Here is a 13822-nt window from a genome sequence, read left to right as displayed (position 1 = left end):
CTCTCCCCCATTATAAATCTTAATACAATTTACCCTGACGATACAAAATCGTGCATAACTTCATAACAGCATGAATATAGCAGTTTTGACGCAAAGAAAATGGATCACCAAAAAACTGGGGGAGAATTGTATCCATTGTTACTTCCATCTTGTCAAAAAGCAGCTTAAACACTTCTTCTTCACTGTAAAATTGAGTTTCACGGCCTTGGAGCCATTCAAAATACGAAACGATGACCCCTCCTGCGTTTGCAAGAATATCAGGGACAATAATGACACCTTTGTCACTCAGGTACTTATCTGCTTCACCGGTAACTGGTGCATTTGCTCCTTCTACAATCATTTTTGCTTTCACCTGCTCCATATTACTTTGGTGAATTTGATCCTCCAATGCAGCCAAGATCAATACATCAATATCAAGATAAAGAACTTCATCTCGGGTTTTAATCTCAGCTTTAATTTTATTCTGAGACAGCTGTTCTTCTGTAGTAGGGAGGTCTCCTCCATTCTTCGTTGTAAACTCAACTAATGCTGGGATATTTAATCCATCTGAGTTGTATAAGGTAACATTACGGTCACTTACAGCAACCACTTTATTTTTTAAATGTGTACAGTGGTAAGCCTCAAGAGCCGTTATGGACCCTACATTTCCAAACCCTTGAACTGCTACTTTTAGTGAGCGATCAGCGAGAGCTAATGCTGTTTTGGCAAAGCTATTATTAGTTTCAGTAAGCCACTTGCTATGATCTTTCAAGAAATCGTAGAGCATGAAACGAAAGGTAAAATAAACACCTTTACCTGTAGCTTCTCTTCGTCCTAATGAACCGCCATTAACAACACTCTTCCCTGTGAAACTACCTCTATACGGTTTACCAGGTCGGATGCTTTTATATTCTGCCATCATCCAGTCCATTTCACGATCCCCTGTACCAACATCGGGTGCGGGGATATCCTTGTCAGGCCCTAGAATATCACTAAAGTATCGAACATATTTTTCACATATTAAATGCAGTTCCCTTTCAGTGAAATCTCTTGGATTAATGACAACGCCTCCTTTTCCTCCGCCAAAAGGAACTTCATGAAGCGCATTTTTCAACGTCATTAAAGCAGCGAGATTTACAACTTCATCTTCATTCACCGATTCGTGAAAGCGAATCCCTCCTTTATAAGGCCCAAGTGTGTCATTATGTTGAACACGAAAGGCAGGGATGCGTACAATTTTCCCTTTTTCTAATGGGATTCTTAAAAAGGATTTATGTACATGATTTGGAGTTGAAAGAATTGCTGCCAATGATGTAAATGCTTGTTCTCTAGCGCGATCAGGTAAATTAGGTAAAAAGGATTTATCTTCAAGTAAAGCATCTAATGCATGTTGGACAATAGCCCCTGTTTGGCTCGCCATTTTTAAGAAACCTCCATTTCTTTCGCGTATATTTAAGTATTTAAATTGTGATTTTTATTTTTGGTCTTGAAACCATCCTATTTTCGTTATGGTAAGGATATGCGCTATATAACACTTTAAAAATAAATTAATCGTTCAATAATTGTGAGCTATCTCACTTATCTCCTTAACTATTTCCACTATAATGAAGGCAAAGAATTTTATTAATAAAAAGGGGAATGCGCTATGTCTAATATTTTAGAACAGGGGCAAATTGATGAGGTGGTAGAACGATTTTACAGCAAACTTACTAAAGATGCCTACTTCAGTTCAATGTTTGCAGAGAGAGGTGTAGACATTAATCTACTTAAAAGTAGACAAAGAGTCTTTATAGCTCGCCTGGTTAATACAGATTCTTCTAAAGATCAAGCTATTAATATATCAAAAGTAACTGAAAGACACCCATTTCAAACATCTCCTGAACGGGCTAAAATATGGTTGGATACGATGGAAGAAACACTTAACGAAATGGAACTAAATGTTTCTATTAAAGAACACTTATTAAGTCAGATGAATTTTTTAATGAATAAAATATTGAAGTGATAAAGGATAGATAAAAGGTGGACAACGGTATTGGATGTCCACCTTTTATATTTGATTAAGTTTACGATTCTAATCATCAAGTGCAGGTTCAAAGTCGCCATCTCCCTCTAATGTTCCAGCAGGACCAAAGAATTCATAATGAATATGCTCTTCTGATACTTGCCATTGCTTTAAAGCTCCATAGACTGCTTTCATAAATGGGATGGGTCCACAAAAATAAAAACTTGCTTCATTTGAAGGAAGAATGGAATGTAGCCAATTTAAATCAAGATATCCTTCTTTATCATAATTCTTATTTTTTTGATCGTCTTCTGTCGGCTTTTCATAGCATACAAAAGACTTGATATTGTCATGTTCGGATGAAAGCTTTTCTACATGGTCTTTAAAAGCGTGGTATTCACTATTAATTGCAGAATGGATGAAATAAATATCTTTCCTCGATTGAGAGTCAACTAATGAATTTAACATACTCATTAATGGAGTTACACCAACACCACCACTAATAAGCACAACTGGTTGGTTCGTATTCGTATCTAGAGTGAAAACCCCAGCTGGTGCACTAATTTCAATCGTATCTCCTTCTTGTATTTTGCTATGTAAATAATTAGATACAACACCTTCGGGACTATTATTCATTTCATCTTCACTCTTTACGCTAATACGATAATAATTTTTCCCTGGGGAATCAGATAGGCTGTATTCACGGATTTGGGTATATTTTTCATCAGGCACTTCAACCTTCACGCTTATGTATTGTCCTGGTATAAACTGAGCAATTTCCTTTTGATCTTTAGGTTTTAAATAAAAGGATGTAATGACACTACTTTCTTCGACTTTTCGATCAACGACAAATTTCCGGAAATCTTTCCACCCACCTGGTTGTTCGCTTGCTTGTTGGTAAAGATCTGCTTCAATTCCAATAAATGCATCGGCAATCATGTTATACGCATCACTCCAGGCATCAATGATCTCATCTGTAGCTGCATCTCCTAAAACATCTTTGATTGCCTTTAATAAATTCTCACCGACGATCGGATATTGTTCCGGTTTGATGCCTAAGCTTCTATGCTTGTGAGCAATTAATTTCACCTCATCTAGTATTTCTCCAAGATTTTCAATATGCGAAGCAGCTGCATAAACAGCGTTTGCTAAAGCTGTTTGTTGTCTGCCCCTTTTTTGATTTGCTTGATTAAAAACATTAAGAAGCTCTGGATGACTTTCGAAAAGTAATTGGTAAAAACGTGTTGTAATCTCTACTCCATGCTTTTCTAATACAGGGACTGTTGATTTTATTATTGCTATTTTTTCGGGACTTAACATTATATCCACCTCTCGTAAATACAGTTCAATTTGTAGTATCCCTCTGTATTCTTTTGATCATACGGTGTAGAAATGAGTTTTTTTGTCGATTTTTGTCTAATAGTCGATAAAAGCGAAAAATCGAAGATAAATTCCCGAAATCGAAGATAAATATCCAAAATCGGTTCACAAGCTTCATGATTTTCTGGTGAATTACCAATTTCTAATAAGACCAACCTAAGTAGATACATTTCTATTTTTCTTTAGTCATAATGATAAAGAATACGGACTTACCAATACGGTGAGTCCGTTTTGTGTTAATGAGCAATAAGAGGAAAAAGGCTTAATATTATAGAAGTAAATACTAGTCATGTTTTTTAGAACAGGAGGACAAAACTTGAACACTAACCATTCTACTCAAAAAATCTCATTATACTATCATCTTTTTTTCGTCGTTATTACGTTTATCTATTGGTTTTCGTTATATATTTATGTTCCTATTTTTGTTGAATATCTAGATTATCTTGGCGGAGCCTATACTTTAATTGGATTTATTGCAGGTAGCTATGGAATTATGCAGATTTTATTAAGGTTTCCGCTTGGAATCATCTCTGATAAAATGCAAATTCGTAAGCCTTTTATCATTGTAGGGCTTGTTACCGGTGTGATTAGCTGTTTTGGGTTTGCGTTGACTGAGAGCTTAAGCTTTGCATTTGCTTCTCGAGTGATATCTGGAGTTACTGCTTCAATGTGGGTTGCTTTTACAGTTTTATATGCAAGCTACTTTAGAGCTGAAGAAACGACGAAAGCAATGGGGAATATTCAGTTTGTTACAGTGGCTTCCCAGTTAATAAGTATGGGGTTGAGCGGGTATCTTGTAAGTGAATGGGGATGGAAGACACCCTTTTGGTTAGGCGGTATTTTAGGTTGTATCGGTATTGTTATGTCGTTTTGGGTAAGAGAAGTGGGGAATCAAACAAGCAATCAAAAAATTGAATTCAAAGAATTACGTGATGTGATAAAGGAGCCTTTAGTCATAAAGGTCGCTTTATTATCTGCATTAGCTAATGGAGTGTTATTTATAACAATGTTTGGGTTCACACCTACATATGCTTTAAATATTGGGGCGACAAAGGACAGTTTAATCGTACTTGTTTTTAGCTTTATGATCCCACATGCTGTTGCGCCTATAATTACAGGGAGATATTTATTAAATCGCTTTAATAAATGGTCTATTTTACTAGTAGGATTTTTAGGGACATTTCTATTTTCAGCTGTCATCCCATTTATTACGAATCTTGAGATATTATATGTAACACAAATGTTAAATGGCTATGCTCAAGGAATGACGATCCCTCTCCTAATGGGGATGGCAATTCAAACGATCCCTTTAAACAAACGAGCTACAGCTATGGGATTGTTTCAAGCCATCTATGCAATTGGGATTTTTGTTGGGCCGTTTGCAGCAGGGGCGGTTAGTCAGAATATCAATTTTGCTACTGTATTTTATCTTGCTGGAGCAATCGGATTATTGGGTCTAGCTTTATCGGTCGTATGGGGAAGAGAAAAATCTACACATGCCGTTCCATTAAAACAAAAATCAATATAATCGATACTTTCTAAAGGACTTACCGAATACGGTGAGTCCTTAATTAACTAATACAGAGTCTTTGAAATGGTGGATAAAATATAAAAGGATTGAAGGGACACAAGGGGTCTAGGTTCCTTCAATCCAGAATGCTTTTACAATGACAAAGGCTTCATTACTCGATTTCTCTTTTCAAAAGTAGCAATTTCCTTGACTCCCTTTTGCTGCAGCATCTCAATATTTTCGTGTACGAAAGCACCGATATCTTCAGGGAAATGAGCATCAGAAGAAATGAGCAAGGGAATGTTTTCCTCAATCAGCAAATCTAAAAATGTTTCATTTGGACATATTTCCTTTACTGGGAACCTGTAATATAAACCAGCATTAATCTCTGTAGCTACATTCATTTGCTTCAAAGCCTTTACGACCTTTTTATATAGAGGTATTAGTTCAGATTCATTTGGACGATATCCGAAAACCTTTAAATTATCCAAATGGGAGATAAAATCAAACAAGCCGCTCCTTGTGGCATTTTCTATAGTTTGAAAGAATTCCTTGTATAACTCATATAAATCATATTTTTTAAATTCATCCTTCGTTTGAGGATTATCAAATCCCCATCCGCGAACAAAATGAACGGACCCATGGATAAAATCCCATTCATGTTTACCAAGTATTTCTGTTAATTCATCCTCTCCAGCTTCAAAATAATCAGCTTCCAGTCCTATTTTTAATTTGATGCCTTGCTTTTCCCATTTTTCTTTACTAGCTGTTATTGCTTTTACAAAATCACCCATACTTTCTGTCATTACGAGATCGAGCCATTGCTTTTGTAAAGACCCTAGGCGACTGTCGTCAAGCAAGATATGTTTTTTGAAGTAGTTCCTGCTTTCTGTAAAGCGATATAGGTGATCGACAATTCCTACCTCTTTTAATCCTTTCTTTTTCGCATTCTCTAGATAGAGGTCGAGCCAACTTGGATCATATGCACCTTTTGCCATTCTTTCTGATAACAAAAGCAAGGATTCGCTAAGCCATTGTTTCGAATGTTTTAATTCTGATATTGGTTGTCCAGTTAATAGATTATGATATGTTTTCTCTAACCATCGAAATGAATAGGGGCCTTCCTCAAGATGAACATGGTAATCTATTTTCATTGCGAATCACCTACATTTACCCAATTCAGCCCCCTAACCATTGCATCTTTCGACCAATCGTTGGGCATTTCTGAATCAGTTATGACATAATCGATAGATGAAAATGAACCGATTTGAAAAAGTGCTCTCTGATTCATTTTTGAGGAATCGGCTACAACAAAAACTTGGCTTGCTTTTTTAATCATGATTGAAGATGCAGCAGCTTCATCAATATTGAAATCGCAGATTCCATCTTTGTTTACTCCTCCACATGATATAAAGGCTTTATCAAAATAAAAATTCTCTAACAACATATTTGTTAACGAGCCACTAATTGAACGTTGCAGTGGATTGGTTGTGCCCCCAAGGACAATGACCTTTCCATCAAATAAGCGGTTTTCTAAGCGATTATTTAAAATTTCCGCGGCAGCTAAAGAGTTGGTCACTATCGTGGCATTTTGAACATTCTTAATTGAACTAGCAATATGTAAGGTTGTTGACCCTACATCTAGTACGACGGTTTCTCCATCCATAATGAACGTTGCGGCAGCTTCACCAATCAATTTTTTTTGATTGTGAGAAATTCCGACTTTTTTATTGAAATGAGGTTCCTTAATTAATCCAAAGTATTGGATTGCACCACCATGAATTCTCCGTAATTTCCTTTTCGCTTCAAGTGTGCTTAAATCCTTTCGTATCGTTTCAGGTGTTACGTTTAACTTTAATGCTAAGTCTACGACACTAATTTTATTTTTTATCTCGAGTTCTCTTATTATTATTTTTTGTCTTTCAGTCATATACGATGTATTCATTATTCCTCCAGAGCATTTTATGATTTTTTGATTTGTTTTGTTTTAATCCATTATAAAAACTGAATATAAAAAAAAGACTACGAATATATTAACTTTTGTAAATTAAACAAAAATGACAGTTGAAGCAAAACAAATAAACATCTATTTTATCTATCTTTTCTACTAGAAAAACTTGAGAGTTTTCTATTAGAAAGGGGATGAATGTCGCTTTCTGTGTTTTTTTTGTTTTTTGTCTTTTCTGTGTTTTTTTAACTTACCTTTCTAGCATGATTAATAATCTATTAATATTTTTATCCTACTATGTAGAAGAAGAGCACGCTAAGAGACAGTTTATTTTATTAAGTATTTTTAGCTGGTCTTGGTTGGGCGTGTGAAAAAGAATTCTTAAATTTTTTCATTTTTCGATTACTGGGTCCGATTAATTAAGAAAATGGAGGTAGGTAGGAATGAGTAACATGGATCATACCAAAGGGTTAGACAGAAGGAGCTTTTTGAAAATTGGCGGAATGAGTACACTTGCCTTAACACTTGCGACAACAGGATTACCAGGTGATTTACTGACCAATACTGTACAGGCAAAGGGCCAAGAGCATACGAAACTTCAATTTAATTCGAATGGAAAGTTTAAAGTCGTCCAATTCAATGATACTCAAGATGACGAACGAATTGATCGAAGAACAATTGAGCTAATGGAGAAAGTTCTTGATTCAGAGAAGCCGGATTTTGTTGTAATTAATGGCGATTGTATAACAGGGGGCTGTGATACGGAATTAGAGATGAAACAAGCTCTTAACAATGTGGCTCAGCCAATGGAAGAAAGAAAAATTAAATGGGCAGTTACGTTTGGAAATCATGATGAAGATTCTTCATCAAAAAGTGGTATGTATGAAGAGGATATGCTGAAATTTTACATGAGTTACAAATATAATATGAACGAACCTGGTGAAAAAGGCATTACTGGAACTGGAAATATGAACCTCCTCATTAGACAGTCAAAAGGCAAAAATGCTGCGTTCAACCTGTGGCTTCTTGATAGTGGCAGATATGCCCCATCGCAAATAGCTGGGCAAGATTTTAAGGGATACCCTACATGGGACTGGCTTCGTTTTAATCAAATAAATTGGTACTATGAGAAATCTAAAGGAATTGAAAAGCAATACGGCTATAAAGTACCATCACTTGTGTTTATTCATATTCCATTATGGGAACATCGATTTATGTGGTATGGAAGTGTTGATAGCAGAACATCTGCTAGCCATGATCTTGCAATGAAAAGGCATAATATTGTCGGAGAAAGAAATGAAGACGAATGTCCTGGTCCGGTGAATAGTGGCTTGTTTTCAGCAATGTTAGATAGAGGTGACGTTAAAGGGGTTTTCTGTGGCCATGATCATATAAACACATATTGTGGTAACTATTATGGAATCATGCTTGGATATGCGGGTAATACGGGATTTGGTACTTACGGGCTATCTGGTGCTGAAAGAAATAGACTTCGCGGAGCAAGAGTGTTCAATTTAGATGAAAATAAAGAGGGCGTGCTAGTTGATACGCATATGGTATTCGCAAAGGATTATGGAATTGATTTAACTGCGAATGATCAAAGCATCGATCCTCTACCATTAATTAATGAAAAGGAAAAAATAAAAGGATAACAACTAGAAGAATAAATAGCATTTTTCAAGTTTACCAGTAGAAAAAACATATTTTTGGAGGTAACAACTTGCTACAAAATATTGGCGTACCCGGTCTCATTTTACTTTTAATTCTTGCTCTTATCATATTTGGGCCATCTAAGCTACCTGAAATTGGTCGTGCATTTGGAAATACATTAAGAGAATTTAAAAATTCAGCAAAAGATTTAATGTCAGAAGAACAGGAAAAAGTAGATACTCGTCATTCTAAGTAAGAATATTTTAAAGCTTTGAAAAAACAATGTTTAAAGTTTAAACGATATGAATTATTCAAAATCGGTATATACTAAATGTAGGTTTGAATTTGATCATCACCCTATTTCACTCCCCGTAAAACAAGAATCAGTATTCAATAGATACTGGTTCTTTTTTGATATAGATGTTAACTTCACTGGCATATAGTGAAATTAATCTCCGTTGCAATATTAATCTACTGTAGTGTTCTATTTCATTTTTCGAAAGTCTTAACATTAAATAATTCCATCATCTTCCTATTGAAGTTATACTTACACTGGGGAAATAAATACATACTAATAACAAAAGGTAGAGGAGATATCATCATGTTCAAAATTTTTATAGTGGAAGATGATGGAAAGCTAGTTTCACTGCTAGAAGACTTTCTAACTAAATATGAATACGAAACTTACTCAGTTAAAAACTTTGATACAGTTTTACCACAATTTGAACAGATTGAACCACATCTTGTTTTACTCGATGTTAATTTACCGAAATATGATGGGTATTACTGGTGTAGGCAAATAAGGAAAATATCGACATGCCCAATTTTATTTGTATCTGCTAGAGACGCTAAAATGGATCAAGTGATGGCGTTGGAGAATGGGGCAGATGATTATATTACAAAACCATTTGATTATGAAATTGTTCTTGCAAAAATAAAAAGCCTTTTAAGAAGAGCATATGGTTCATATGCAACAAATCAAAATGGCTGGAATGTAAATGTTAATGGTTTGATTTTGGACGTAGAAAGGCTTGAATTACGGCTTGGGCAACAAAAGATCGAGTTGAGTCATACTGAGGCAAGAATATTAGAAGAGTTAATGAAGAAAGCAGATCGGGTAGTTAGTCGTGACCGTTTGCTAGAAAAAATATGGGATGAACAAGCCTTTGTCGATGACAATACGTTAAATGTTTACATAACAAGAGTGCGTAAGAAGCTGGCACAGTGTCATATTAATGATGCATTGCAAACTGTTAGAGGAAAAGGGTATCAATTGAAGGCGAATTGGAGTATAGAATCATGAAACTGTTTATTCGTGATCATCTACCATTAACCTTCTTTTATTTTATTCAACTTTTGGTTGTTCTCCTTCTTTTTTTGCTAGATGGTTTTGATCATTGGGCAACAATGGTATACGCTTGTTTTCTAAGTACATGTATATTTATCGGATACCTATTCCTTCGTTATGTAACGAATCGGTCTTTTTATAAAAGGCTATCAACACCGCCTTCTTCACTTAGTGATGTAAATATCGAATTACAATCAGCTCCATTACCCGAAAGCTTGGATCGATTTCAAAAACAACAAATGCAAAATTATAAACAAGAGCTATATACATACAAACATAAACTCGATCATCATATCCAATTTATTAATCAATGGGTTCATCAAATGAAAACACCCATTTCTGTTATTCATTTAAGTATTCAAGATTTAGAGGATGAGCTTTTGGAATCGATTGATGAGGAGCTTGATCGTCTAAAAAAGGGGCTAGAGATGGTCTTGTTTAGTTCAAGACTAGATATGTTTGAAAGAGATTTTCATGTGGAGACCATTCAGTTAAAAGAATTAGTTCGGAAATTAACTTCTAGTCAAAAACGTCTATTTATTCGCAATAGAGTCTACCCTGAACTTGCTATCGATCCTTCAATAAAAGTTGTTTCAGATGAAAAATGGCTCTCTTTTGTTGTTTCACAACTTATGACCAATTCTGTTAGGTATACAGTAGAAAAAGGGAAGAAAATTGTGTTTCGAGGTAGTCGGAATGAAAATAAAACTGTTTTAGAGGTGATCGACCAAGGGGTTGGTATCCCAAAAAGTGACCTACCACGTGTATTCGATCCATACTTTACTGGAGAAAATGGTCGAGATTTTCAAGAGTCTACAGGAATGGGACTTTATCTTGTAAAACAAATTTGTGATAAATTAGGTCATCGAGTAGAAATAGAATCAGATGTGAATTCAGGTACGATTGTGCGGATAGTGTTCTAGAATGATAAGTTTTTAGAGTTTTAATGGTAAGTATTTTACCGCTGACCAAGGCGCTTTCGCTTTTCGACTTGTCCAGCTCCAGCGCCTAGCGCCTACTGAACTTCACACCCCTCCTTACGATAAGTCAACATCGAATCGCTAACGCTCTTCGTGTTTCCTTTGCCGCACATTAACGGGCAGTAAATGATATAACTGCCCGTAATTGTCCGATAAGTCTCGCTATCCATCAGATAACCCACTGATGAAAGTCTCGCTTTATCTCATACGGGGTGCTCTTGTTTCTCGCCGCTGACCAAGGCGCTTTCGCTTTTCTTACAATATTGTAAGCTAACTGTAATATAACGACATGGTAGAGTCATTCCATTCTAGATAATATATGAGGTAGAATTAACAAGGAGTGAAAGGGTTGTCGATATTACAAGTACGCCATTTAACGAAAATATATGAAGGTAAAATTGCGCAGACTGCTTTAGATAATATTAGTTTCTCGATTGAAAAAGAAGAATTTGTTGGGATTATGGGTCCATCAGGGAGTGGTAAAACGACCTTACTAAATTTAATTGCAACGATTGACCAGCCAACATCTGGTGAAATTTTAATCAATGGTAAAAATCCGCATCACCTGAATCGTAAGGATACAGCTTTATTTAGAAGGCATGAACTTGGCTTTGTTTTTCAGCATTATAATTTGTTAGATACTTTAACAGTTGAAGAAAATATTGTTTTACCACTTACATTAGATGGTGAACAGGTTGAAGAGATGGATAAAAAGGTTACCTATTTAGCTAAGAAATTAGGGATCGAACAAATTCTAGGAAAACGAACGTATGAAATTTCCGGAGGGCAAATGCAACGAACGGCGATCGCACGGGCTATTATTCACGAACCGTCGCTTATCTTAGCAGATGAACCAACGGGTAATTTGGATTCAAAAGCATCTAAAGATGTAATGGATACATTATCTTCCCTTAATAAAGAGGAAGGTGCAACAACCTTAATGGTTACACATGATCCAGTGGCAGCGAGTTATTGCAATCGAGTAATTTTTATAAAAGACGGAAAACTTTATAACGAAATTTATTGTGGTGAGAATAGACAAACCTTCTATCAAAAAATTATTGATATGCTTTCTTTGTTAGGGGGAAATAGTCATGACCTTTCCACAATTCGCTTATAGAAATGTCATTCGAAATAAACGTACATATGCTGCCTATTTTTTAAGTAGTGCTTTCTCTGTTATGATCTTTTTTGTCTATGCACTCTTTATTTTTCATCCTGATATCCAAAAAGGGGTTACCAATTCTGTTGCTGTTCAATTGATGACAGCAGCTGAATTAATAATGTACTTTTTTTCCTTCTTTTTTGTCTTTTATTCCGTGGGGACCTTTTTAAAAACGAGAAAACGTGAATTTGGAATTTTAATGATGCATGGAATGACTAGAAGGCAACTTAATTGGCTCGTATTTTTAGAAAACATGCTGATTGGTATAGGGGCAGTTATAGTAGGAATCGGCTCAGGATTAATAATCGGTAAACTGTTTTTAATGATCAGTTCTGTGATGCTAAATATTAAGTCACTTTCCTTTCATTTATCCTATCAAGCATTAATCTTAACAATAGTCGCTTTTTTGTTGCTATTTCTGTGCATCTCTCTCTTTACAACGATTCTTGTTGGGACAAATAAGTTAATCGATTTATTTCAAGCAGGACAAAAACCAAAAAAGGATTTGAAGGTTTCTTCCTTCTTGTCGTTCGGAGCTGCAGTTCTCCTTTTTACTAGTTATTATCTATCCGCTACGACAACAATGGAGTCATTATTATATCGAATGCTTCCTGTTATAGGCATGACGATTGTGGGAACGTTTTTTTTCTACACACAGTTATCCGTGTTTATTATTAAATGGTTACAGAAAAAGAAACGCATATTCCGGAAGAAAACAAATATGATCACCATTTCTAACTTAGCGTATCGAATGAAGGATAATGCTAGAATGTTTTTTATGGTAACAATCGTTTCAACGGTGGCTTTTTGTGCGGTGGGAACATTAGCTTCGATGAATGTGATTAATAAACAATTTGAAGTGGATTATCCTGCAGCCATTAGCTATGTAGCAAAAGATGAGCAATTAGCCCACCAGCAAAATGTTCAACAAATCGAATCAGAATTAAATGAAAACAAGTTTACTTTTTCAACGTTACAATTTCCGATTATTTACGTTGAGGTTGTTTCAGCTTCTGACCGATCTTCTCCTGAAAAGCTTCCTGTGATTTCTTTTTCAGATTATAAAATGGTAGCGTTATTGGCAGGCTTTGAATTCCATGAGAAGCCACCTGCAAATAATAAAGTATTAGGAATGACGACACATCGTTTTGAAAATGACATTGGCAAGTATACCTATACATTAGGACAAAACAACATAAAGGTGCAAAGAAACGATTTCACAGAACATGTCGTTATTCCGCGGGAACTCGTTGAAGACGAAGGTCTCATCGTAAATGATGATTTATTTAGAAAATTACAAGTAGACGTAAAGAAAGAATTATTTACTGGTTTTTTTATAAAAGATTACAAGGGTACAAATGGAATGCTTGAGGGATTCGTAAATGAAGGTAAGGTCATGCATGAAGAAAACAAGTCATATGCAATGACTGTAAGTGGAACGTTACTTTATAAACAAATAAGCTTGTTTAACATGATGTTGTTTATTGCATTGTTAATTGGAGCGGTCTTCTTCATTGCTGCAGGAAGCTTCTTATACTTCCGCTTATATGCAGATATGGATTATGATGTACGACAATATTTGACGATCATGCGAGTTGGTCTAACTGACCAAGAGTTGACTAAAATTGTCACACAACAACTGCTTTTATTATTTTTTATCCCGATTATTGTTGCAACTATTCACAGTCTTTTTGCTTTTAGAGCACTACAAAGCTATTTCACTTTATCTATTGCAAATGAAACGATTGTTGTACTTGTTTGTTTCTTTCTTGCGCAGCTTATTTATTTCTTCTTTATCCGAAAAATGTATGTAAGAAAGTTGAAAAAATCCTTGATTTGATCAACCACTATAGGAGGTTA

Annotated in this window: 12 protein-coding genes; 8 read left to right on the top strand and 4 right to left on the bottom strand. The window is 35.4% G+C overall.

The features are described 5' to 3' along the window. Positions 1–19: 19 nt before the first annotated feature. Entirely contained in the window at positions 20–1399 is a 1380-nt protein-coding gene (locus HUW50_RS05530) for a Glu/Leu/Phe/Val family dehydrogenase (protein WP_185653753.1), read from the bottom strand. Positions 1400–1624: 225 nt separating this feature from the next. Between HUW50_RS05530 and HUW50_RS05525 the strand changes: the two genes are divergently transcribed. Next, positions 1625–1981, top strand: a complete 357-nt coding sequence (locus tag HUW50_RS05525; RefSeq protein WP_066329000.1) for a globin domain-containing protein — start codon at positions 1625–1627, stop codon at positions 1979–1981. 69 nt (positions 1982–2050) lie between these two features. On the opposite strand, the gene hmpA is transcribed toward HUW50_RS05525, so the two are convergent. Next, positions 2051–3301 (bottom strand): NO-inducible flavohemoprotein, encoded by a 1251-nt coding sequence (gene hmpA, locus HUW50_RS05520; RefSeq protein WP_185653752.1) that lies wholly within the window; start codon positions 3299–3301, stop codon positions 2051–2053. Positions 3302–3677: 376 nt separating this feature from the next. Between hmpA and HUW50_RS05515 the strand changes: the two genes are divergently transcribed. Further along, positions 3678–4889, top strand: coding sequence for an MFS transporter (locus tag HUW50_RS05515; RefSeq protein WP_260445664.1), 1212 nt, complete (start codon positions 3678–3680; stop codon positions 4887–4889). A 134-nt stretch (positions 4890–5023) separates the two neighbouring features. On the opposite strand, the gene HUW50_RS05510 is transcribed toward HUW50_RS05515, so the two are convergent. Together HUW50_RS05510 and HUW50_RS05505 are read right to left on the bottom strand one after the other, a co-directional pair. Further along, on the bottom strand, positions 5024–6025 hold the full coding sequence (locus HUW50_RS05510; RefSeq protein ID WP_185653750.1) for a histidinol phosphate phosphatase domain-containing protein: 1002 nt from the start codon (positions 6023–6025) through the stop codon (positions 5024–5026). Next, positions 6022–6816, bottom strand: a complete 795-nt coding sequence (locus tag HUW50_RS05505) for a DeoR/GlpR family DNA-binding transcription regulator (protein WP_066328982.1) — start codon at positions 6814–6816, stop codon at positions 6022–6024. The genes HUW50_RS05510 and HUW50_RS05505 overlap by 4 nt, the downstream gene beginning before the upstream one ends. A 446-nt stretch (positions 6817–7262) precedes the next feature. On the opposite strand from HUW50_RS05505, the gene HUW50_RS05500 reads away from it, so the two are divergent. From HUW50_RS05500 to HUW50_RS05475, 6 genes are all read left to right on the top strand, one after another. Beyond that, positions 7263–8471 (top strand): metallophosphoesterase family protein, encoded by a 1209-nt coding sequence (locus HUW50_RS05500; protein ID WP_066328979.1) that lies wholly within the window; start codon positions 7263–7265, stop codon positions 8469–8471. Positions 8472–8539: 68 nt separating this feature from the next. After that, on the top strand, positions 8540–8725 hold the full coding sequence (locus HUW50_RS05495; protein ID WP_066328976.1) for a twin-arginine translocase TatA/TatE family subunit: 186 nt from the start codon (positions 8540–8542) through the stop codon (positions 8723–8725). A 345-nt stretch (positions 8726–9070) separates the two neighbouring features. Beyond that, positions 9071–9772, top strand: coding sequence for a response regulator transcription factor (locus tag HUW50_RS05490; RefSeq protein ID WP_066328973.1), 702 nt, complete (start codon positions 9071–9073; stop codon positions 9770–9772). Continuing rightward, a complete protein-coding gene (locus HUW50_RS05485) occupies positions 9769–10740 on the top strand; it encodes a sensor histidine kinase (protein WP_066328967.1) in 972 nt (323 codons plus the stop codon). Before HUW50_RS05490 ends, HUW50_RS05485 begins: the two co-directional genes overlap by 4 nt. A gap of 406 nt (positions 10741–11146) precedes the next feature. Further along, the gene (locus tag HUW50_RS05480) at positions 11147–11917 is read left to right on the top strand and encodes an ABC transporter ATP-binding protein (RefSeq protein ID WP_066328964.1); all 771 of its coding nucleotides are present in this window, start codon (positions 11147–11149) and stop codon (positions 11915–11917) included. Beyond that, the gene (locus HUW50_RS05475; protein ID WP_185653749.1) at positions 11892–13802 is read left to right on the top strand and encodes an FtsX-like permease family protein; all 1911 of its coding nucleotides are present in this window, start codon (positions 11892–11894) and stop codon (positions 13800–13802) included. Before HUW50_RS05480 ends, HUW50_RS05475 begins: the two co-directional genes overlap by 26 nt. Positions 13803–13822: the final 20 nt, after the last annotated feature.

Source organism: Metabacillus sp. KUDC1714 (assembly GCF_014217835.1).
Taxonomy (GTDB): Bacteria; Bacillota; Bacilli; order Bacillales; family Bacillaceae; genus Metabacillus; species Metabacillus rhizosphaerae.
This window is presented reverse-complemented; position numbering and strand designations above follow the sequence as displayed.